Origin of the sequence: Paenibacillus brevis (genome assembly GCF_018919145.1) — a bacterium.
Lineage (GTDB): Bacteria > Bacillota > Bacilli > Paenibacillales > Paenibacillaceae > Fontibacillus > Fontibacillus brevis.
In genome coordinates this window covers 362,006-385,668 of sequence record NZ_JAHLQJ010000001.1, presented here as the reverse complement: position 1 = coordinate 385,668, position 23,663 = coordinate 362,006, and the positions used below count along the sequence as shown (strand labels likewise).

Sequence of the window (23,663 nt, the reverse complement as noted above, 5' to 3'; positions counted from 1 at the left end):
CAAGGATGTAATCGAGAGGGGTTCAGAAAATGAAACGACAAAAGAAGTCGGTCTTGGTCCTCGTCGCTTTGGTACTTGTGTTCGTTACCGTCATGACCGCTTGCGGCAAGCCGGGCGCGAACAGCGACTCATCCTCGCCTTCGGGATCATCCGGCGAAGCCGGTTCGAAGGAGAACATCACACTGCGCATGACCGTATGGGGTTCGCCGGAAGAAGTCGCGGCCTACAAATTCGGCATTAAGCGTTTTGAAGAAAAATTCCCGAATATTAAGGTCGATCTGCAGCATATCGCCGCTGATTATGACACGAAATTGACGACGATGGTAGCGGGTAACGACGTGCCGGATATCGCGATGATGGAATCGGCCAGTATCGCTTTTCCACTCGCAGAGCAAGGGAAGTTCTATAATCTCCAAGAGTTCCTCGATAAAGATGAATTTATCAACGTGGACAGTCTTGTTCCGAACATTATATATTCACTGGAGCCGGGCAATGTGATCGGTATCGGACCCGGACCGGAATCCTTCGGCTTGTTCTACAATGAGGACATTTTCAAGGACGCCGGAATCGAGCCTCCTCCTAGCAAGCTGTCCGAAGCCTGGACCTGGGATGAGTTCATCGAGGTGGCCAAGAAGCTGACTGTCGATTCGAAGGGGAGAACGGCCGATGATCCGAACTTTGACCCTAAGAATATTAAGCAGTACGGGGTCAGCGTCTCGACTTGGTGGGGCGTGTACAGCAATTTCATTTACTCCAATGGCGGAGACTTCGTCTCGGAGGACGGCAAGAGCTTCGCTCTAAATCAGCCGGCTGCGGTAGAAGCGCTGCAGAAAATATCGGACATGATGAACGTGCATCATGTGTCGCCTTCCCCTGTGCAGGCAAAGAATATTCCGGCAACCAACGTGGCGCTCCAGACGAAGAAGGTCGCTATGGCGATTGACGGGCAATGGGCAACCGCTGGACTGGCACAGTCGAATTTCAACTTCAACGTAGGGGTCATGCCTGTTCTGAAAGAACCGGTAACGACCGTCGTCTGCGGTATGTTCTCGATGTTCAAGTCCACGAAGCACCCGGAAGAAGCCTGGGAGCTGATGAAGGCCTTGATCGATCCTGAGGCCTCGATCGAGATGATTACGAGCGGCACCTGGATGCCGTCATACAAGAATTGGTACACCGATTCGGATATGCTTGCCAAATGGACCGAGAACCTGGATGCACGGCCTTCGGGCTATAATGACGCCATCGTCGAAGTCATCCTGACGAAGGGCCATCAGACGCCTACCGGCTATGTGAAGAACTTCAACAAGATTATGGATATCGTCAATCCTGCCTTGGATAAAGTATGGCTTGGCCAGCAGACGGCGCAGGAAGCGATGGATTCAATCGCCGCCAAGGCACAAGAACAAGTTCAAGGGCGTCGGGACATCAAGTAGTCAATCCCCTGTGGATGCAACGAATGCTGTGACGGGAAGGCGACGTTCTGCTTGCGGACCGTCGTCTTCTTAGTCGGCAGCTTCGGGATGGGAGGCAGAAATGCGAAAGGGACTGTGGTACGGACTGTTATTCACGGCGCCGGCTATACTCGGATTTGTTATTTTCACCTTGGGACCGATGATTGCAAGCTTGGTCCTGAGCTTAACGGATTTCAACGTATTCAAAGATCAAACTTCTTTTGTCGGATTCAGCAACTATGCGAGGTTGTTCTCTGGGGAGGATGAGCTGTTCTATCAATCTTTAGGGGTTACCTTCTATTTTGTGATTCTTCGGGTGCCCGCGGTTATCATTATATCTTTCGCTATAGCCTTATTACTTAATATGAACGTGAAGGGAAGATCGATATTTCGGACGATTATCTACCTTCCGAGCATCGTGCCGGCCATCGCGTCGGCCATGATCTGGATGTGGCTGATGAATCCGGATCTCGGATTATTGAACTCCATGCTGAGCTGGCTGCATCTGCCGACAAGCAATTGGCTATATGCGGAGGGCAGCGTTATTCCTTCCGTCGTGCTGACTACGCTGTGGGGAATCGGAAGCACAGTCATTATTTTTCTGGCGGGTCTGTCGGGCATTCCCCAGTCCTATTACGAAGCAATCGAAGTGGACGGAGGAGGCTGGTACAGCAAGCTTCGCCAAATCACCATACCCATGGTGACGCCTACGTTGTTTTTCAATACGATCATGACCATCATCGGCTCCTTCCAGGTCTTTAATGAAGCGTATATTTTAACCCAGGGCGGACCGAACAACCGAAGCTTGTTCTATGTGTTCTACCTTTGGAGAACTGGCTTCAGGGATACCGAAATGGGCTACGCCTCTGCACTGGCATGGATTTTATTCATCATTATTATGGTGTTTACTTATATCATCTTTAGAACCTCCAAGTCCTGGGTCTACTATGAAGGAGGGGAGCGCCCATGAGAACCTCGAAGCTTGCGATGGCCGCAGGTTATACAGCTCTTGTACTGATTTCGGTTATGTTCATTGTTCCGTTTATCTGGCTCATACGCAGTTCGCTGATGGACCTGTCGCAAATCTTTACGATGCCGCCCGAGTGGATTCCGAAGCCGTTTCATTGGGACAATTTCCACAAGGCGCTGACCGTCCTGCCGTTTGACGTGTTCTTTAAGAATACGATCATTATCGTCTTCGGCGTATTGATCGGAACGGTCGCGACAAGCAGCATTGCTGCCTTTGGCTTCTCGCGGATCCGATGGAAGGGCCGGGATACCGTCTTCGCGATTCTGATGACCAGCATGATGCTTCCGTTTGCGGTAACGATGATTCCCAGCTTTCTTGGATGGAAGGAGCTCGGCTTCTATGACACCCTCTATCCGCTGATCGTACCGGCTTACTTCGGAGGGGGAATTTTTAATATCTTTCTGCTCAGACAGTTCTATTTAACGATTCCGCGCGATTTCGACGAGGCGGCATTCGTGGACGGAGCCTCTTATTTTAAGATTTATTTGAAAATTATTTTTCCGCTCAGCCGTTCCGCGCTTATTGTCGTTGCCTTGTTCAGCTTTTTGGGCTCCTGGAATGACTTTATGGGGCCTTTGATTTACTTGAAGAGCGATCGGCTGTTTACACTGGCTCTAGGTCTGCAAATGTTTCAAGGCACTTATAATGCGCAATGGGATTTGCTTATGGCAGCCTCGGCGGTGGTTGTATTGCCATGTGTAGTCGTATTTTTGATCGGACAGCGCTATTTCCTGGAAGGCATTACGCTGACGGGACTGAAGGGATAAGGAAAGCGAGGGGAATGCACAATGACGAAGGCACAGCAATCGGAGCTGCGCAACTGGCATGAAGTGCCTTTTACGAAGGTGAAAATGACGGATATGTTCTGGCGGCCGCGGCTGGAAGGCTTGAAGAAGGTGACGCTGCCAACCTGCTTGGCAAAATGTGAGGAGACGGGCCGGATCGATAATTTTGCCAAGGCCGGCGGCTTGCTCGAGGGTGAGTTCGAAGGCATCTACTTCAACGATTCCGATGTGTATAAGGTGCTCGAAGGGGTGGCTTATTCGCTGATGCTGGAGCGGGATGCAGCGCTGGAAGGGGAAGCCGACCGGATCATCGAGCTTATTGCGGCGGCGCAGGAGCCTGACGGCTATCTCACCACGTACTATACGCTGGTTGCTCCGGAGAGTAAGTGGAGCGATATGGAGAAGCATGAAATGTACAACGGCGGGCATCTGATCGAAGCCGCGGTAGCTTATCACGAAGCGACCGGCAAACGGCAGCTGCTGGATGTTGCCTGCCGGCTGGCTGACCATTATGACCGCACCTTCGGCCCGGACAAGCGGCATTGGGTGGAAGGGCATGAGGAAATCGAGCTGGCGCTGATCAAGCTCTACCGGGCGACGGGGGAAGAGCGCTATTGGAAACTGGCCTACTGGCTGATGGAAGAACGGGGCCATGGGCATGGTGTGGGCGCGATCTGGGATAAGCCGGAGTGGGGGCCTGCCTACTGTCAGGACGATGTTCCGGTCCGGGAGATCGAGAAAGTGACAGGGCATGCTGTTCGCGCCATGTATCTGTATTCCGGCATGGCCGATGCCGTGCATGTCTCGGGAGACCCTGCCTATCTAGGCGCCTTGCAGCGTGTCTGGTCTCATACGGTGGAGCGCAATATGTACGTGACTGGAGGAATTGGACCGTCCCATCATAATGAAGGGTTCACGGAAGACTTTGATCTGCCGAATGAGTCCGCTTATTGCGAGACCTGCGCAGCCATCGCCATGGTGTTCTGGAACCACCGCATGAATCTGTTGTTCGGGGAAGGAAAGTATGCGGATGTGGTCGAGCGTGAAATGTATAACGGCGCGCTGGCGGGTATTTCCTTAACGGGGGACCGGTTCTTCTATGTGAATCCGCTCGCCTCGAAGGGGGATCATCATCGTGTGCCTTGGTTCGATACCTCCTGCTGCCCCACGAATCTGGCCCGCTTTCTCCCTTCAATTGGACAATATGTCTATGCCCGTACAGCCAAAGGGATCGTAGTCAATCAATATATTCAAGGTGAAGCGGAACTTAAGCTGGAGAACGGAACCGCTGTCCAATTGAAACAGCGTACTTCCTTTCCATGGAGCGGGACGGTCGAGCTGGAGGTATCCCCGGAGACAAGCGGTGTGTTTACCGTTCAAATGCGCGTGCCCGGCTGGTGCAGGGGCTATCGCGTCCGGATAGGAGGAGAATGGATATCCGGCGTAGAAGCATTAGAAGAACGCGGATATCTCTCGATTGAGCGGCATTGGTCCGAAGGCGATACGATTCTTCTTGAGCTTGATATGCCTGTCGAGCTGATTCGCGCACGCGAGGAAGTGCAAGCCGACAAAGGCCGGATCGCCATACAGCGGGGTCCGGTGGTATACTGCATCGAGCAGCAGGATCATCCCGGACTGAGCTACGATGAAATGACATTTTCTGCCTATGGGAAGCTTCGGGTCGAGCATCGGGAGGATCTGCTGGGTGGCGTTACTACGCTGCGAGGCACGGATGGAAACGGTGAGCCGTGCCGGTTCGTTCCTTATTATGCCTGGGACAACCGGGAGCCGGGCTTTATGCAGGTCTGGATCCGGGAGAAGGAAGAGGAGCGGCTGTATAAGTACTAGTAACTGCAATTATTATGTTTAGTCCTGAATAGTCCGCAGCACAGAAGGGAGAATTCTCATTGAACATTAAAAATCCGATCATCCCCGGTTGGTACGCAGACCCTGAAGCGAGAACCTATGAGGGGAAGCACTGGATTTACGCAACCCGTTCCTTCACGGAATATACGATGCAGATGAATCTGGACGCCTTCAGTTCCGATAACCTGATCGATTGGGAGAAGCATGAAGGCATTATCGAAATGGCGGACTTCCCTTGGATTTGGAGAGCGGTCTGGGCGCCGACCCATATCGAGCACAAGGGAAAATACTATCTCGTATTCGCCTCGAACGATATTCAATCGGACGAGGAGATCGGCGGCCTGGAGATCGCGGTTGCGGACCGCCCGGAGGGTCCGTACCGAGGCTACTTGGGCAAGCCGCTTGTAGATAAGTTCATTCACAAGGCCCAGCCGATCGATGCGCATCTGTTCAAAGACGAGGACGGAACGGTCTATCTGTATTACGGCGGATGGGGACATTGCAACGTGGGACGGATGAATGACGAGATGACCGGATTCGTCCCCTTGACGGACGATGGCAATGAGATTCTTCGCTCCATCACACCGGAGGGATATGTGGAGGGTCCTTGCATGATCAAGAAGGACGGACTCTACTACTTGATGTGGTCCATGGGCGGCTGGACGAACGGAACCTATCGCGTAGCGTATGGCGTAAGCGATAACCCGCTGGGTCCATTTGAGAATCAGGGCACGATTCTGGAGCGTCAGGAGCCGATTGCGGATGGCCCGGGCCATCATGGTTACTTGCATCTGCAAGAGGAAGACGAATGGCTTATTGTGTATCACCGCAGAATTATCGGGGATACGGAGCCGGGTCATCGCCAATTGTGTATTGATCGCATGGTGATCGGTAACGGCAGGATCGAACGAGTCACCATGACCTGAGTGAGAAATAAATTGGTTAAAGATTACCTTTAAACTGCATAGAGGGCATGAGTCCGGTACATTACCGGACTCATGCCCTTATATTTTCACTTCATTCGTTCACTCTGCATTTCCCTGCATCACGTAAGGCAATCCGTCCTTCCAGCCGATCTCCGTCATCGACAAGTACCAGGAACGGCCCATGTCGTTGTTGCCCTGGTAGAATAAGTACGTGCGCGCATCCTCATCCTTGAACAGGAACGGATGACCGGATTCACTTTCGTTCCAGCTACCGGGCTCCCCGTTTGGAAGAAAAGGCTCATCCGACAGCCGCGTCCAGTGTATCCCATCCTCGCTGACCGCGCAGCCGATCTGCTGCGGGCAATTATTGTAGGCTCCTCCATAGAACATGAACAGCTTGCCCTCCCGCTCGCAAACCGCCGCTGCCTCAATGCACTCTTGCTCCCAGGGGAGCTCGGGTTTCAGGATGGATTCGTCGCAGGCCTGCTTCCAAGCTCCTCGGCCGAAGCCGGAATCCAGTTCCGCGATCGCTACACCCTGCATCTGGATTTTCCCTTTCGGGTCTCGGGTAGCGAAGTACATAAACAGCCGGCCGTCCCATACGATGACATCGGCGTCAATCGCTCTTCCGTTATTCCACTCGCCTGTCGGGGAGAACACCGGGTTGGAGTCGTCCTTCACGAAGTGTACCCCGTCGCCAGACACGGCGTGGCAAATCGCATCCTTGGCTTCGTTTCCGTACGTTTGGTAAAACAGGTGGACCTTGCCGCCCAGTACGATAGCTCCCGGCGCGCATATGCCGTTTCGCTCGCAATCCTGTTCGGGCATAATCTCACTAATTTTCTCCCAATCCAGAAGGTTGCCGCTTCGAGCTATTCCAATTCCTCTTCCTATCCCCCAGCCTGTATTCGATTTGTCTGATACAGGAGGCGCCATAGTGTAATACATGTAATAGACGCCATTCAATTTGACAACGGCCGGATCCTTGGCAAAAGATCGTCCCTGGTCTGTATCCGCAAATAACATGGTCATGTTCTGCCTCCCCTTGAACAGCAACTTAATTTTTAACGAATTTCCACATATCCTTTGCCATAAACGCATTCTCCGAGTTATTGCTATACCAATCGGCATAGAAAGCCTCCAGCTTGTCGCCTCCGGAACTGTTCCAAAGGGCTTGCGCATCCTTGTAAGCTTGCTCGATGGTGTAAGAAGAACCAGATACAATGGCCTTGCTGTAAATGTCCGCGATCTTCGACACATTGGTATTAATGATGTTGAGGTCCTCTGGCAGAGTCGGCATGTGTTCACCGTGGGTGATGGGCGCAAATTCTACATCGGCACTCAGGTTGGCCTCATTATTTTCCTTGATGAGCCTCAGGAAATCCTGTTCCAGGGGCTTCGAAGGATCCAGCTGGCTTTGGATATCTGTGCAAGCTCCCACTTCAATTCGGGAGAGCAGCAACTGGAAGTCGATATTCCATGACACATGTTTATTGAACTCCTCGGCATTCATCGGTTGCAAGCATCCATTCGTTCCTTTGACCGAATCGACCCCTTCTTCGCCAAAACGAAGTATCTCGCCAGCAGTACGTGATGCCATGAAATCGATATACGCCATAGCCGCTTTCGGGTCTTTAGTTCTGGCATTGATAATCGTGGTCATCTGTACCGGATTATTGACGCCGATGGCGAACTGGCCAAATTCGGACTTCGGCAGTTTGATCGCCTGCACCTCGGCGCCCGGAACGTTAGTCTTCAACTGTTCATAATATTGGTTGAAGTTAACTAAATCGATCGTTCGGCCCACGAAGATGCCGATTTTGCCGTTGTTCCAGTCCTGCTGGGCCTTCTGTCCGTTCTTGTCGGCAAGAAAATCCTTATCGACCAGTCCGGCGTCGTACAGCCTTTTCTTAAAGGCATTCGCAGCATTCTCCTGTTCCCAGCCCCGCACCAGCTTGCCGTTATCCACCACCCAAGTAACGTTGCGGAACATCGTGTTGATGGTGCCGCCCGTTTCACCGCTCAGAGCGATGCCGAAAGTATCCTTCACCCCATTGCCGTCGGGATCTTGCTCGGTAAAGGCTTTGGCCACCTCAAACAGTTCTTCTGCGGTTTGCGGCACTTGAAGCCCCAACTTATCCAGCCAGTCCTTGCGAATGAACAGCGACTGAAAGCCGACAAGCGGCGAAACCCGTCCGAATTCGTACATTTTTCCGTCCGGCTTGACAGCTGCCTTCTTGATTTCCGGGTACTTCTCCAGCAGTTGCTTATAATCGGTACTGCTTTCCTCGATTAGTTCATCCACAGGCATGATCATCTTTTGCTGGTACATCTGATTGCGGAAGCCAGTGTCGAATTCGAATACAACGTCCGGCGCATCTCCGGAAGCAAACAGCAGGTTTAACTTCTGCACGGACTCGCCGCGCGGGATTGGAACGTATTTCCCGTTGACGGGTCCGTTCTCGTTCAGCCATTTGGTCCAGCGGTTATTATCAATGGTTCCCATCTCCTGAGGCACATTGCCTCTGTCATAGATGGAAATAGAGAGAGACGGCTTCTCATTGGGCGCTGGCGCCGATGTTCCGGTTGCGGCACTTCCGCCCTCTTCCTTCGTATTGGAGCAGGCTGCCACCATGGCTGTACAAGCTATAATGCCCGCCAGCACCAAAGCCAGCTTTGCGATTCTCTTTTTCATTTTGCTTGTCCCCCTAATTTTGGATAGTTATCCTTTAACGGCACCGATCATGACACCTTTGACAAAATACTTTTGCAAAAACGGATAAATGACCAGCATAGGCACCACCATGATGATAATGGCTGCCGAATTCACCATTTCCGGTGACAAAATTAACTGCTCGGACGATTCCAATCCATTCATCTGCGCAAGCATCATCTGGCTCTGAATCATCTGTTGGACTAGGACCGCGATGTTGTATTTTGCAGGATCATTGATGTACATCAGGACGCTGAAGAAGGAATTCCAATACCCAACGCCATAAAATAAGGCTAACGTGGCGAGAACCGGCATCGACAGCGGCAGGACAACCTGGAGAAGATAACGCCATTCTCCGCAACCGTCTATCCGGGAAGCTTCGTCAATTTCGCCGGGAATATTCTCGATGAACGTCCGCAGAACCAGCAAATTGAATACGCTTACGAGTCCCGGCAGCCATAAGGACCAATAGGTATTGATCAGCTCAAGATTCCTGATGGTCAAATAAGTCGGGATCAATCCCCCGTTAAACAGCATGGTAAACACAATGCCAAACATAAACACCCGACGGCCCAAAAAATAGGATCGTGTGAGCGGGTACGCGGCAAGGATGGTAAACACCATGCTGAGCGCTACTCCGACGACCGTAATAATCACGCTATTCGAGAGTGAGGATAGAATAGGGGTACTCTCGAACAGCTGCGTGTAGGCCGATAACGACATATCTACCGGGAACAGCGTGACGCGCCCGGCCGAGACGGCTTGAAGCGAGCTGGCCGACAGCGAAGCAATATGCACCAGCGGCAGCAGGCATAACAGGGCAACGGCGGACAACACCAGATATACGCCGACCAAATAGACACGCTCTCCTATTGAAGGCTTCACCCTACGGCCACCTCCTTGTTACCATAATCCATTCCCAAACCTCCTGGCAATGGTATTGGTGATGAGAACCAGGATCAAGGCAACCAGCGACTCGAACAATCCGATGGCTGCAGTCAGGCTAAACTGCGACCCCATCAATCCAACCTTGTAAATATAGGTGCTGATTACTTCCGATACGCCTAAAACGGTAGAATTTTGCAGCATATAGATTTGGTCGAAACCCACTTCCATGACCCGGCCCATGGCCAATATCAACATGAGTACAATGGTCACCTGCAATCCCGGCAGCGTCACATGACGAATCTGCTTCCACTTGGAAGCGCCGTCTATACTAGCTGCTTCATACAGCGTCGGGTCGATATTAGTTAGGGCCGCCAGATAAATAATGGCGCTGAAGCCCGCTTCCTTCCAGACGCCGGAGCCAACGAAAATGGCCAGCCAGGAGCCTTCGCGATACAAAAAGGGATACGTATGGCCGGTAATGCTCTCCCACCATCCGCTTACAATGCCGTTCTGCTGAGAAAAGATCGTTACGATAATTCCGCTTACGATAATCCATGAGAAAAAGTGGGGAAGGTAAACCAGCGTTTGCACCAGCCGCTTGAACCACATGAGGCGTACCTCATTCAATAGGATTGCGAGAATAATCGGGAACGGAAAGCCGATGATGATCGACATGAGACTTAGCATCAACGTATTGCGGATAATCTGAACCGTCGTGGGTGTGCTGAACAGGAGACGGAAATTATCGAATCCGACCCACGGACTATGGAGAATCCCATCCATCAAATTATACTTTTTGAATGCAATGATCACTCCGCCGATCGGTACGTATTTAAAAATGATAAAGAAAGCAACAATGGGAATGAACATCAGGTAGAGGGGCAAATTTCGCCTCCAAATGCGGCTGATGGGAATCACCTCCTGATCAGTACTGAAGTTTGGGCTAGAACGGGACTAGCATTGCTGTGCTGCTTCCTGCAGGATGGCCTCAAGCACATTTTGAATATAGGCCATCCGGACGACGCGGATCAATTTTCATTTTTCGCCGAATAATCATTACGGTGTGGCGGCGAGCGTAAAGGGGCCGTTTCTCCCGGCAGGGACGGCATTTGGGCAGGCATGTAATGAGACGAATAAACGGATCGCAGCTGAGATGAAGGAACGATTGCAATAAACAGTTTTCGCCTATAAACTTTTTTGTCACGATTGAGATGATATCTTTCAGCATTTACCTTATTGTTAATCATGGGAAAATTGGAAATTGATAGTTTTTGATCAACTGCTCTACATTTATGGTGAAGTTAAATTATCCGTCTCATCATAAGGAGGTTAACACGTGGGAAAAGGCAAGAAGTTTAGTTTGGTACTGTTTCGCGTTTCAATGGCCATTTGCTTGTTTGTAGCTTTGCCGGGATTAACTTATGCCGCTCCTGTTCCAATTCACTCTGGTCCGCAATTTGTGGAAGGCTATTACGCAGACCCTGATGTACAGAATTTTAATGGAACCTATTGGGTGTACCCGACTCGCCCGAGCCAAGTCGGCGAGCCTTCCAGCACTGGTGCAAAATCCATAGACATCTTCTCTTCGACAGATCTGGTCAACTGGACAAAGTACTCAAATGTAATAAGCTCTGCCAATATATCGTGGCTGCAGCATGCATTGTGGGCGCCGAGCGGGGCTTATCGCAATGGGAAGTATTACATTTATTTTGCTGCAAACGCGATCAATGGCGATGGCCAATTAGGCGGAATAGGCGTCGCAGTGGCTGACAATCCCCAAGGGCCATATACCGATGCGATTGGTGCGCCGCTTATTAATGTTGTAAGAAATGGTGCAGGCCCTATGGATCAAGACGTATTTATTGATGATGACGGCCAGGCGTATATGTATTATGGCAGCTGGGGCGAGGCTAATGTTGTCAAGCTTAACGCTGACATGAAGTCGCTTGGAACATGGCCTGACGGAACCGTCTATAAGAAAGTTACGCCCGCCAAAACGGGCAATAATGACTTTTTTGAGGGACCTAAAGTGTTCAAGAGAAACGGGATATACTATATGACTTATTCCGCCGGTGTATGGGTAGATTCAACTTATAAAGTCATGTATGCAACCTCCAGCTCTGTAACAGGGCCGTTTGTGCCAAAAGGGATTATGCTGCATTCTGATTCTACAACCGCATATGGACCTGGTCATAACGGGATTGTGAAGTCGCCTGACTCAGAGGATTGGTACATTTTTTACCATAAACGTTATCTGAATAATCCGGATTGGGATGCTCGCGTATTGTCATATGATAAATTTGGGTTTAATGCAGACAACAGTATTATACCTGTCGAAATGGCAGTAGGAGATAACTTTAATGATGGTGATGATGTAGGGTGGACCAAACATGGCGGTACATGGACGGTATCAGCGGGCCAGTATAATGTGGCTTCGAATCCGGGAGCCAAGGCTCTTCTGGATACCAATTTCTCCAATATGATTTATGAAGCTGATGTGACGCCTGGCTCCACCGGCAATGCGGGCCTCGTATTCAGGGTATCCAATCCCGGAACGGGTGCCGATGCTTACCAGGGTTACTTTGCGGGTCTCGATGTTCCCAATCAGAGGGTGGTTATCGGAAAAGCCAACAACAATTGGACATCGCTTGCCACTGCTTCTATGAGCTTAACAGCTAATACAAAGTACCATATTAAAATTGTTGCGCAAGACGCATCCATTAAGGTTTATGTGGACGATATGGCTGCATCTAAGATTAGCATCACGGATTCAAGCTATGTCGGAGGCAAGATAGGAGTCAGGACCTATAATTCGGCTGCAAAATTCGATAATATTTCAGTGGAAAGCAGTCAATATGAAACAGAAAACATAAATGTAAGCGCAACCTCGGGCGACAAACACCTCCTGTTCGGAGAAGGATCCGGTCCGGACCCCAATCTGAGCGGTGGATATGGGGCTATGCTGGAGGCCGATGCAGTCAATGACTATGTGACATACACCGTAAATGTGCCCGAGGCGCGCAGCTATAGCGTAAGGGTTGGTGTGAAAAAGGGGCCCGGCAGGGGGCAGTTCCAGATGTCGGTAAACGCTGCAAATCACGGCCCGGTTCAGGATTTATATGCAGGCTCATTGAGCTATGCGGAACTCAATGTGGCCAATATAACTTTTAGCTCTGCGGGCAATAAATCTTTCAAGTTTAATGTTGCAGGTAAGAATGACTTGAGTTCCGGATACTTTCTGGCCCTTGATTATATTAAGCTAATACCAAATTGAAGAAAGCAAAGAGGACGGTTGCTATCAACCGTCCTCTGAAATGCAATCTTCAAATTCCGCATATCGGTGCCGGGAAGGCAGGGGCTATGTATCATAATCCCCGGCATACTGCTTGCGATATTCGCCCGGCGGCGTTCCCTCGTTCTTCTTGAACGTTCGAATAAACGAGATAACCTGCATGTAGCCCACCTGCTCACCGATCGTCTGAACGGGCAGATCCGTCTTCGTCAGCAGCCGCTTTGCCTCCGTCATTCGGAGATTCATCACATAGTCGACGAATCTCTCGCCGGTGCCGGCCTTGAACAGCTTGCTGACGACGCGCGGCGCAAGTCCGAACTCTTCGCCCAGATGATCAAGGGAGATATCGGGATTGCCGTAATTGCTCTGCAGGTAAGAAACGATTTGCTCCACTATCGTAAATTGCGGCTGGCGGTCGCGCCACTCATGCAGCGACTCTGCAAGCAGGTGCAGCAGCTCGGCCATACCGCGCTGAATATCATCGATCAACTCCTTCGCCAGTATCATGGATGGGGTATAGCGCCGGAGCGGCTCCACCCATACCGCCATCATTTCCTCCGGCATGTCGTTCATCTCTTTCTTCAGCGAGTAGAACATATAATTAACAACCTCCGCCGTCTGCTCGTGCGAAAGCCCATCCCTTCTAATGCCTTCGAACAGCCGTTCGAACTGGCCGTTCCACGCTGGATCTGCACCGCGCAGCAGTTTCACGACCCCTTTCGCCATGTGCAGGTGGGCGTAAAGATCGCCTTGTACGTTCAGCTTCCAGTCGGACGCCGCGTAGATACGGCTATAACCGTGCAACGCCCGGTATTGACCGGCTTGCATCGCTTCCCGGTATGACCCTCTAATATCGTCCATCTCGCTTACGGTCGTACCGATATACAGCGATACCGTGAACTGCAGATTAGCCGCCACCCACTCCTTAAGCTTGTCAGCTATATCCAGAATCTTGGCTTCATTGCTCGAATCCCGGAAGTAAATGATCGAGCAAAGCTGATCCGCTTCCTTCCACTCTGACCAGACTGCAACCTCGTAATTACGACAAATCTCCTCCAGCACGCCTTGTACGACGAATTTGAATAACGTCTGGTCGCGCTGATTGTAGGCACCGCTGAATTGCTCGCGATTGTCAAGCATGACCACCAGCACGATGCTCGATGCGAACGAATGCGGGATGCCCAGCTCGGCCGCCTCGCGCTCCCACTCTGCATCCGACAATGAGAAGCTGCCCGTAAGCAGCTCGTGAAACCAATATCTTTTTCGAATAATAAGATCGTCCTTATGTTTTGCTTCGTATTCATTGGACTTCTCCATCAAATTATCAAGCGCAGTGGAAATAAACTGAAACTCGTTATGCTTGCCGCCTTTTCCGAGCTGCAGGCTTCTCCTCAGCGCGTAGTGGTCAATGCGGATCATGATTTCTTCGATCGGCTTGTAGTTGCGGTGGGTCACGTACGTCAGCACGATGATGCTTAGCAGGATCGTCATGAGCGCCGGTAGCGTCCAGCCATCCATGAAGACCGACATCAGCTTCTGCTCGGACTCCGGAATGCCGACAGAGAGATTCCACCCTGTATAATCGGAGCGGATCGTGCTGATACCCCACTTCGATTGAGGCGGCGTATTCTCTCGAAATAGGGAGGCGCCTCCGTCATCGCTAAGCTCCAGATATCCCGAGGCATCGGAGATGACCGTCTGCAGTGCTTGCTGAATGGATGACAGCTGGACATTGACAACAACGTAGCCCTTAGGAACAACCGATGTAATCGGCAGAGGTTTCACTAACGTGACGACATTCGTAACCGCGTTCGCTTGGTAGAGACGGTACGCCCTGGGTGAAGACCATTTCTTCTCTTCCGGGTTTTCTATCGCCCCCGTTAGAAAGTCCTCATCGGCGAACGTATCCTTCGGCTTGAGCAAGCCAAAGTTGGAGATGATTTCTTCGCTTGATATTTTGTATATGTATATATCTCCAGTTAGCGGGAACAAGGTGCGAATATCGGTCAGGCGCTCCGTCAGCTCGAACATGGCGAAGGGCGGAGTAGGCGCCGTGCTGTTCATGTATTCGGTAATCTTCTCGTCCGTCAGCATCTGCTGGAGTACAAACTCCTCGATCGACTTCATGGACGAATCCAGAACGCTGGACACATGTGAGGCAAAGAGCTCATTGGTATTCTGGAGGCGGATCTTCGTCTCCGATGTCCATTTTACGTAGAATAACAAAATGAGGACGAGCACAAGGAACATCAGGATCGGCGAATAGGACAGAAGCATGCGATAAAACCATTTTTTCTTCAAGTCGAAGCCTCCTTTACGCTTTAGAGATTGACTAGTACATTCGACATTTATTACGCATTCCCTCTCCCGCATAAAAGCGCTTACCGTCTTCTCCTGCTGCAATCCGCTTTTTCTAGTGAATTGGATAGCGAAGTAAAGTGTTAAAGTCATATTGACATTTATAGGGGGAAGTAGATACGATAAGCTGGTTGTGAAGTTGCTGAAGAAAGGAATAGGATCAAGATGAAGAAGAGAATCGCGGATATCGCGTTCATTATATTGGGGGCCTTCTTGTTCGCGCTGGCCGTCAACCTGTTTATCATTCCGAACGAGTTCGGAGAAGGAGGCGTAACAGGGGTCACGATTATTCTGTACTACCTGTTCCAGTGGTCGCCTTCCATCGTCAACATTGTGCTCAACGGCTTGCTGCTGATTGTGGGTTACAGATTCCTGGATCGTCAAACAACGATTTATACGGTGATTGCCGTGGCGTTCAACTCGTTGTTCCTGCATATTACGGAGAGCTGGACGATCGATTCCCAGGAGCCGATGATCAATGCCATTTTTGCCGGCGTGATGGTCGGGGTGGGGATCGGCTTGATCGTGCGTGTAGGGGGGACGACGGCGGGAACCGTCATTTTGGCCCGGATTGCGAATAAATACCTCGATTGGAAGATCAGTTACGCATTGTTGTTTTTTGATCTGATCGTGGCCTTCTCCTCCTATTTCATCATTGGTGCGGAGAAGCTGATGCTGACGATCATTATTTTGTATGTGGGCACGAAGGTGATGGACTTCATGATCGAAGGACTGAATCCTAAAAAGGCGGTAACGATCATCTCGGAGAAGCAGGATTATATCGCAGAGATGGTCATTACACAGATGGACCGCGGCGTTACGGTCCTGTCGGGTCATGGCTACTATACGAAAAACCCGAAGGAAGTATTGTACATCGTCATCAGCAAGCAGGAGGTATCCACACTGAAGAAGATTGTCAGATCCATCGATACCGCCGCGTTTCTCACTATTCATGATGTGCGGGATGTATTCGGGGAAGGTTTTTTGGATATTTCCAAGTGATGCATGCATCGCGGACTCTTAATTCAGTCCATTTAACGATAACTGAGAAAATGGGACAGGCACAGCATGAGGAACGAAGTCGTTCCTGCGCTGTGCCTGTTGTTAACTAATTGCCGTTATTCTAATGTCCGAACCAATAGGGTTACGGCTTCCGCCCGGGTCGCAGTACCGTTCGGGACAAACTTATTGTCGCCTCGGCCGCTGACGATGCCCAGCTTGCGAACCGCCTCGATTGCGCCCTTCGCCCATTGCGGAATGTCCTTGTCATCCGCGAAGCCGGAAGCTGTGCCTTCTTCAATAGACAGCTTAAGCGTTCTTGCAATCATCGCTGCCATTTCCGCCCGGGTAATGCGCATATCGGGCCGGAAGCTGCCATCAGCGTACCCGCTCACAATGCCTGCTTCAACCGCGTTTGCGATATCTTGCTTCGCCCATCCGCCGATTTTGGCCTCGTCCGTAAACGCAGCCGCTGAACCTGCTCCTTCCAGCTTAAGCGTCTTGGCCAGCATGACCGTAAATTCGGCGCGGGTAATGGCGGCATTCGGCTTGAACGTTCCGTCCGGATAGCCGCTGACAAGCTTCATGCCCGCCGCGCTCAGGATGGCGTTCTTCGCCCAATGTTCCGCAATGTCTGTGAACGAAGGCGTCGGCGTATTCGGTTCTCCGCTTTCGTTCTTCTTCTCGCCTACAGCCATGACCGCAAACTTGGTGAAGTGATCCACCTCGGCTGTAATTCGATCGCCGTTCACGATGCCGCCGATTTCAATCCATACCTTTCTAGCCTCGTCATAGTAGAAAATAGCGGCTCTTTGATGGTCTCCTACGAGAGACGGATCGAACTTCATCGAGATGACGATCGGCTTCTTGAAGTTGCCGGTCATATTCTTCGTCAATTCAAAGACGTTGCTGATAAGCGTTTCTTTATTGAATACGAGGTTTGCCGTATTGAGCAGCTTCTCGATCACGATGCGAAGCTCTTGCTCTGCCGACCCTGTGCCTATCGTAATGATAACCTCTTCATCAAGGCTGACCTCGCCGGCCCGTCCGTTCGGAATAAGAATCGTGCCGTTAGCCGATTTGATGATGGAAGTATTATTCCCATTACCTGTGTTGTTGCCGCCAGCCGGTGTCTCCGGATAGGGGTTATTCGGCGTTTCCGGTTGCGGATTCAGCGGTGTCGCCGTCACGGCATGGGAGAAGTCGCTTACGCCTCCCGCACCCGCGGCTCTCACTGAGAACGCGTAGCGTGTGCCATTCGTCAGACCGGTTACTGTGTAGGCGGTCTCCGTGATGTTCGCCTGCACTTGCACCCAATCGGCCGGATCAACCGGAGCCGCGAGCCCGGCATACTTGTAAACGATATAGCTATCCGCTTCAGTTACTGAATCCCATCTCAGCGAGACTTTCCGGTCTCCCGCCGCGGCGGCAAGATGGAGCGGTGCTGCCGGAACCTCCGACGATGCCGAGTTCGGCGTCGCCGTCACGGTATTGGAGAAGTCGCTCACGCCTCTCGCATCTACGGCTTTCACCGCAAAGGTATAATTCGTTCCGTTCGCCAATCCGGTTACTGTATACGTGGCTTCCGTTACGCTGGATTGAACCAGCTGCCAGTTGCCCGGATCGGCCGGCGCCGCCATGCCTTCATATTGGTACACGGAATAGCTGACGCTTTCTGCTGAGGCGTTCCATCTTAGAGTTACGGATTGGTCGCCAGGAGCTGCCGTTAAATTCGCAGGAGCTGCCGGAACAGATGCTTCACCCGACGATGGAATCACTTGATTCGACGGTGCGGATGAGACCGACTCCCATTTGGAGTTCCTTGCTATTACCGTAAAGGTATACGCTGTACCGTTTGTCAAACCGGTGACGGTAATGGGGCTATCCGGACCTTCCGCTGTCGTAACAGCTTTCCCGTCTGCCCACGCAGTTACCTTATAGCCGGTAATTTCGCTTCCGCCGTTATAAACCGGCGCGGTAAAGCTTACCTCGGCGGACCCGTCATGACCGACGGCTTGCACATCGGCAGGAGCATCCGGAGCAGTAACAGCCGAAGGATATACTTTGAACTCCCAGAGTGAGTAGCCGTAGGTGCTCCCTCTTTTGATGCCATACATCTGAACATACCTTGCATTTACCGGCGTGAAGGCGATTTTATCGATGCCGCCTGCTCCGGTGGCGGTGCTATACACGGTGGTCCAATTCTTAGCGTCATCGGACACCCGAATTTGGTACTCCTTGCCAAATGCTGTTTCCCAATGCAGATCCACTTTCTCGATGGATTGGCTGGAACCAAGATCGACGTAGATCCACTCCGAGTCGGAGTAGTTGGAACCCCAACGGGTACTCAATATGCCGTCGACTGCATTGCCGGGGGCCACGTCCGCAGCTCTGGTCGAGCTTGCCACTACCGACTTGCCTTCTGCAAGATTGAGCGGTAGATCTTCATACACTTTAAATTCGTAAAGCGAGTAGCCGTTTCCGTTGCCCTGTTGAATGCCCTGCATCCGAACGTACCGGGCACTGACCGGATTGAACGAAATATCCTCGATTCCTCCGTTGCCCGTTGTCGTCGAGTATACATCCGTCCAGGTATTTGCATCGTTCGATACTTGAATTTTGTAGCTTTTTCCGTAAGCCATTTCCCAATTGAGCCTAACTTTATTGATCAAATATTGATTTTGCAAATCCACATAAATCCATTCATTATCCGAATTGGATGAATTCCAATACGATGTTCTGTATATATCCGTAGCATTCGAGGAAGCATGATTATTTTTACTGGATGAAGCGATCGCACCTTTATCGTAAGCGAGATCGAATTCTCTGTCGTCGATGGAAGCCTTCTCATCCAAAGTCATGCTTCGGCCTGTGAACGTATCCTTGCCAAGCTTGTAGCTTGTCGTAGTTTTCCCTCCGTCTCGCTCGAGCGTCACGTTCACAGTAATCCCCGGTGTCTCGGGATTGGAGACTGAAATCCGGACAGGTGCTGCGGATTCGTCGACGATAACCATGGCCGGTTGATCTACAGTGACCGTCAAGCCGTCTCTCAACTTTACCGTTCCGGGTTTATAAAACAGCAATTCCGCGATTTCCAGCGTATTATGCCGGACGGCCTGGATGGAAGATGTATTCGAGAGAATGGTTACCGGGATGTTGCTCGCGTAGTTGCTGACCTCACCAGAGTTTTTATTTGGTAATACAATATACTGATAGGAGGCGTTTGCGGGCTTTACGCCATGATCAAGCCAAATGGAAAAAATCGGTTTGGTGATCTGATCCGTCGAGCTTCCCGTAACCACATCGCTCCAGCTTCCGGTCTTCGTCTCCAGATTTACTTGAAAGGTCGTTGAATTCGGGAATACATAGCCGATTTGATCGTTATATGCCCAGTGTCCATTGATTTGCTTCGTTCCGTCTGCGATCGGATTGCCGTCTACGAGAACTTCGCCTACCGCTTGACTTTGGTTCAATGTCGTGTGAATAGGAGCTGCATTCGTCGAGGTGATTCCCGCACCAAGCGCTACCATTTCATCATCGAAGAAGAAGTAACCCTTCTTTCCGCTTGTGCTCAGCTTGTTGAAATCAAATGCGGTCGCTCCGTAACGTTCATCTGTTACGCCGCCTACAAAGGTTTTGGGATTGTTGAAATTCCCGTCCTTCGTGAGCACGTAAGGGGCCGTCGTGCCCGGAACGTGGGCCCAATCCATCAACTGGTAGACAGGCCTGTATTCATCGCCGGTTCTTTGAATGGCAGTGGCTCCTTGCGGCGTCCAGTACAACAGGTTGTACCCGCTAGGATTTATCGTTCTCCATTCGCCTCCCTTGACCGTGCTTGAAGACATCTTGACCGTAATTCCATAGTCATCTCGCATATGGGAGGAGACTAGCGTCTGCCACTGCGTCATATTGTTGGCGCTCAATCCGTTGCTTGTGCTTGTTCCGACGCTGCGAATATTATCCAGAAAACTCGCAAACTCCGCCGCCCTCGACGGATTGGCCGTCAACATCCATTCCAACGGATCTTCATAGAAGGTCAAAGCCGCGCTGGAATAACTTGGCCAGTCGGGTCCATTCATCCCCATACCCAGATCGGCGACATCACCTCTCACGAGATATCTTGTGCCGTCCAAAATGTACGACGATAACGAATCAATTGCAACCTTGCTGTACGGGAACACGGTGCCGGAGGTAATGTACGCCCAGAATGACATATCTCTGGCGAAGCTTCTTCCGTAGCCCGTCGTATAATTCGTTTTGCCATGCATGAAGAAAGACATGTCAGACTGGATTCCCGTCACGGTCGTCGTCACATCCGCCAGGATGTTAAATGCATTTACGGCGTTCCGAACGATATCCGCATTTTCGAGCAATAAGCCTCGGTACATATAATTCTGGTTGTACCAGGACGAGTTGGCTCCATCACCGGTGTTAGCTTTGCTATCTAACGTCGCTATAATATTGGAGGCTTGCGTTTCAGTTAAATAGCCTTCGCATAACAGCGCAATTTTCTCTAGCCTTAATTGCTTGCCGATTCCGGTTTCCCACCAGTTGGTGGAAGTCGGCTTCACCGTGAACCAATGGTCCAATGCCTTTTGAATACCTTCCAGCATTGCTGGACTACGATAGTATGGATCATTCGGATCCGCAAACGCTTGAGCCATCGACTGCATTCGATCTAATGCAAGGTAGGGTGACCATGCTCTCCCATTGGCGCTGGAGGCTGTACTCTTGTAATCGACATCTCCCCAGCTGCCATCCGGATTTTGACTGGATAAGTAAGTGCCGGCTTGTGATTTGAAGGTCCATTCGACCCGGCCGTTCGTTCCGTCGTTTATGATATCTCTCGAGATGTAGTAAGCAACCATCCGGCTTTTCATTGCTCTCATATCGCTGATCTCTTGAGGAGTACTAACCTTGTCGACGATTTGGAAGTAGAAGCGGTCAGCATTTTCCGTATAACCGTCGTTAAGTAAATAGGCAAGGTAATATTCACCCGGCGCCAAATCCTTTAGGCTTGGAAATTCCTTTCGCCCCTCACTGTTGTCTGTAAGGGTTACCGTACCGTCGGGAAGGTCATTCACATAATCCCATTTCCAAGCGTTCGTTCCCTTTTTGGGCGTTTCGCTCTTGAGGTAAATACCGATCCAATCCTTATTCCCTTGAGCCCCTGTATAATGGATGGTTAACGGCTGCCCGCGTTCCACAACCGTTTGGTCCATACTCAGCGTGCTGCTGTAATTGGTCTTGGGGGCTGACGGCAGATTCAGGTCCGCGTAACTGCGCGGCTGTACACTGAACTTGGACACGACAGCACGATGATCGGATAAATAAGTATCCAATTGGATGTCCGCATAGGATGACGGGCCGCCTTTGACCGCCTTTTCTCCGATCAATTTGCTTTCCAGCGTTGTAGCTGGGCCTCCGGTATACACGTAATCAATCCGATCGTATACCTCCGGCGTTCTCCACTCGGTGCCCTCGACGGCCCAAGTGATGCCCGGCGTTGCGGCCGGATCAGGATGTATGGACCGATAGGAATCGGCCATGCCCAATTCTTCCAGCTTCTTCGATACCGGCCATTCCACCACTTTATCGAAATAGCGGTTTTTCGTTGCCTCCGTCCAATCCAGGTGCGACGGCACATTGAAGTCTCCTGTCAGAAAGACGGGCATCCCTTGAGCGGCAAGCGCAGGCAGCTTGCTGAACGGGTTGCGCATCTCGGCCATATGCTTGAGGTTTTCATCGGCAAGGACACTCTCTACGGTTTTGCCATCAGCGATGCTGTAAGGACCGTAGGGGGAAGACGACAAATGCACATTGCTAATCGCCACGGCTCTGCCCGGGTCCACTTCAACCAGATAGTAATCTTTTTCCTTATCGACATCGAGAATCGGATATTTGCTCATGAGGCTAACATTTGGGCTCGCCTTCATGCTGACATAGTATCCTAACGATGCAGCTACCTGAGTTACGATGGCATCGTTGGATTCCTGAATGCCTATCACATCTGCGTCTGCCGTCCGGATTAAGTTCTCGAGGAAATTGACGACACTGTCTTTGCCGTTCTTTTTAATGGCATCCCCCGCCCAAAGGTTCAAGCTCATCACTGTCAGCTCGATTTCCGGTTTGGGATCGGGGCCCGGCGTCGTCGAAGTTACCGTGACCTCAGCCGTTGTCGATTTCCCTTTGAGCGTAACGGTTATCTCAGCGGTCCCCGCTGATACGGCCTTTACCAATCCGGTAGAGGTCACCGTTGCCACTTGCGGCAGGCTGCTGACATACTGGATATCAGCAGCCGCTGTTACATCCTCGGTTTCATTCGTGCTATACGTAGCTTCAACCTGCAGCTGTGCGCTGTCCTCTTGCGGATTTAGCTTTAACGCAACCGTTTCAGGAGTCGCCTTCAACTGTGTGACTTCCTTGTCGGCGATCTGGAAGTAGAAGCGGTCGGCATTCTCCGTATAACCGTCATTAAGTAAGTAGGCGAGGTAGTATTCGCCCGGCGCCAAATCTTTTAGCATTGGGAATTCCTTTCGCCCCTCACTGCTGTCTGTAAGGGTTATCGTACCGTCGGGAAGGTCATTCACATAATCCCATTTCCAAGCGTTGGTCCCTTTTTTAGGCGTTTCGCTTTTGAGGTAAATACCGATCCAATCCTTATTTCCTTGAGCTCCCGTATAATGGATGGTTAACGGCTGCCCGAGCTCAACAACCGTTTGATCCATACTCAGCGTGCTGCGATCTGCAGCACGAACGACATTCGCTGACATACTGCCCCATGATCCTACCAAGAGCACGAACGCCATCAGCGATTTCAACAGTTTACTCATGCGTGTTTCCCCCCTCGAATAGCAAGACATATCCACCTCTTTGCAAATCTTTGCATTTGGTTAACCATCCACATGCACTCCTTTGTTAAACTGAACTTAAAAGTTTTTGAGAGCGCTTTCCGAATTGGGGATAAAAAGACAGATTGCACTGCCTCCAACCCCGCTAAGGAAGAATAATGAAAGACTGCGAAAACCGTTTGAAGAAGTTTATAAATGTGACCCCAGCGCACCTCCTCTCATCGAGACCGCGAGCCCGCCGATTGGACCAGCGTCCCGTTATCTATGCCGTTACCTTAGCAAGCCCGCGCTGTAACGACAATTCCGACAAACTCCAATTTCTCCTGCAAGCACAGATTTTGGAACTTCCCGAAAACAACACTATTTCCAAAACAAACGATTTTACAGACAGTAATGCTCGTTAGGCTGTAAAACAGCTATATCCTTAAGGCCCTAATATAACGGGAAGATCAGTATCTTAGAGAAAACGCTTTCACTTGCGAATGAGAGAGGGTATCATAG

Annotated in this window: 13 protein-coding genes; 7 read left to right on the top strand and 6 right to left on the bottom strand. The window is 50.9% G+C overall.

The window, feature by feature from the left end; genetic code table 11:
* The first annotated feature begins 29 nt into the window (after positions 1-29).
* From KQJ23_RS01640 to KQJ23_RS01620, 5 genes are all read left to right on the top strand, one after another.
* Positions 30-1,436: an ABC transporter substrate-binding protein gene (locus tag KQJ23_RS01640; protein ID WP_216476927.1), complete on the top strand. Its 1,407-nt coding sequence runs from the start codon at positions 30-32 to the stop codon at positions 1,434-1,436.
* A gap of 100 nt (positions 1,437-1,536) precedes the next feature.
* A complete protein-coding gene (locus KQJ23_RS01635) occupies positions 1,537-2,424 on the top strand; it encodes a carbohydrate ABC transporter permease (RefSeq protein WP_216476926.1) in 888 nt (295 codons plus the stop codon).
* Complete coding sequence (locus tag KQJ23_RS01630) at positions 2,421-3,251, top strand: carbohydrate ABC transporter permease (protein WP_216476924.1); 831 nt, start codon at positions 2,421-2,423, stop codon at positions 3,249-3,251. The genes KQJ23_RS01635 and KQJ23_RS01630 overlap by 4 nt, the downstream gene beginning before the upstream one ends.
* 21 nt (positions 3,252-3,272) lie before the next feature.
* Entirely contained in the window at positions 3,273-5,117 is a 1,845-nt protein-coding gene (locus KQJ23_RS01625; protein WP_216476923.1) for a glycoside hydrolase family 127 protein, read from the top strand.
* Positions 5,118-5,176: 59 nt separating this feature from the next.
* Entirely contained in the window at positions 5,177-6,061 is an 885-nt protein-coding gene (locus KQJ23_RS01620) for a glycoside hydrolase family 43 protein (protein WP_216476922.1), read from the top strand.
* Between the two features lie 99 nt (positions 6,062-6,160).
* Here the strand turns inward: KQJ23_RS01620 and KQJ23_RS01615 are convergent, their stop codons facing one another.
* The 4 genes from KQJ23_RS01615 to KQJ23_RS01600 are packed head-to-tail and all read right to left on the bottom strand — an operon-like array spanning position 6,161 to position 10,532.
* A complete protein-coding gene (locus KQJ23_RS01615; protein ID WP_216476920.1) occupies positions 6,161-7,093 on the bottom strand; it encodes a family 43 glycosylhydrolase in 933 nt (310 codons plus the stop codon).
* 25 nt (positions 7,094-7,118) lie between these two features.
* Positions 7,119-8,756, bottom strand: coding sequence for an extracellular solute-binding protein (locus KQJ23_RS01610; protein ID WP_216476919.1), 1,638 nt, complete (start codon positions 8,754-8,756; stop codon positions 7,119-7,121).
* A gap of 27 nt (positions 8,757-8,783) precedes the next feature.
* The gene (locus tag KQJ23_RS01605) at positions 8,784-9,659 is read right to left on the bottom strand and encodes a carbohydrate ABC transporter permease (RefSeq protein WP_216476917.1); all 876 of its coding nucleotides are present in this window, start codon (positions 9,657-9,659) and stop codon (positions 8,784-8,786) included.
* A gap of 18 nt (positions 9,660-9,677) precedes the next feature.
* Positions 9,678-10,532: an ABC transporter permease gene (locus tag KQJ23_RS01600; protein ID WP_216476916.1), complete on the bottom strand. Its 855-nt coding sequence runs from the start codon at positions 10,530-10,532 to the stop codon at positions 9,678-9,680.
* A 466-nt stretch (positions 10,533-10,998) separates the two neighbouring features.
* On the opposite strand from KQJ23_RS01600, the gene KQJ23_RS01595 reads away from it, so the two are divergent.
* The gene (locus tag KQJ23_RS01595; protein WP_216476914.1) at positions 10,999-12,936 is read left to right on the top strand and encodes a family 43 glycosylhydrolase; all 1,938 of its coding nucleotides are present in this window, start codon (positions 10,999-11,001) and stop codon (positions 12,934-12,936) included.
* Positions 12,937-13,020: 84 nt separating this feature from the next.
* On the opposite strand, the gene KQJ23_RS01590 is transcribed toward KQJ23_RS01595, so the two are convergent.
* Positions 13,021-15,255 (bottom strand): helix-turn-helix domain-containing protein, encoded by a 2,235-nt coding sequence (locus tag KQJ23_RS01590; protein WP_216476913.1) that lies wholly within the window; start codon positions 15,253-15,255, stop codon positions 13,021-13,023.
* Between the two features lie 222 nt (positions 15,256-15,477).
* Between KQJ23_RS01590 and KQJ23_RS01585 the strand changes: the two genes are divergently transcribed.
* The gene (locus KQJ23_RS01585; RefSeq protein WP_216476912.1) at positions 15,478-16,314 is read left to right on the top strand and encodes a YitT family protein; all 837 of its coding nucleotides are present in this window, start codon (positions 15,478-15,480) and stop codon (positions 16,312-16,314) included.
* Positions 16,315-16,430: 116 nt separating this feature from the next.
* Here the strand turns inward: KQJ23_RS01585 and KQJ23_RS01580 are convergent, their stop codons facing one another.
* Positions 16,431-23,144 (bottom strand): polysaccharide lyase family 8 super-sandwich domain-containing protein, encoded by a 6,714-nt coding sequence (locus KQJ23_RS01580; protein WP_216476911.1) that lies wholly within the window; start codon positions 23,142-23,144, stop codon positions 16,431-16,433.
* Between the last annotated feature and the right edge of the window lie 519 nt (positions 23,145-23,663).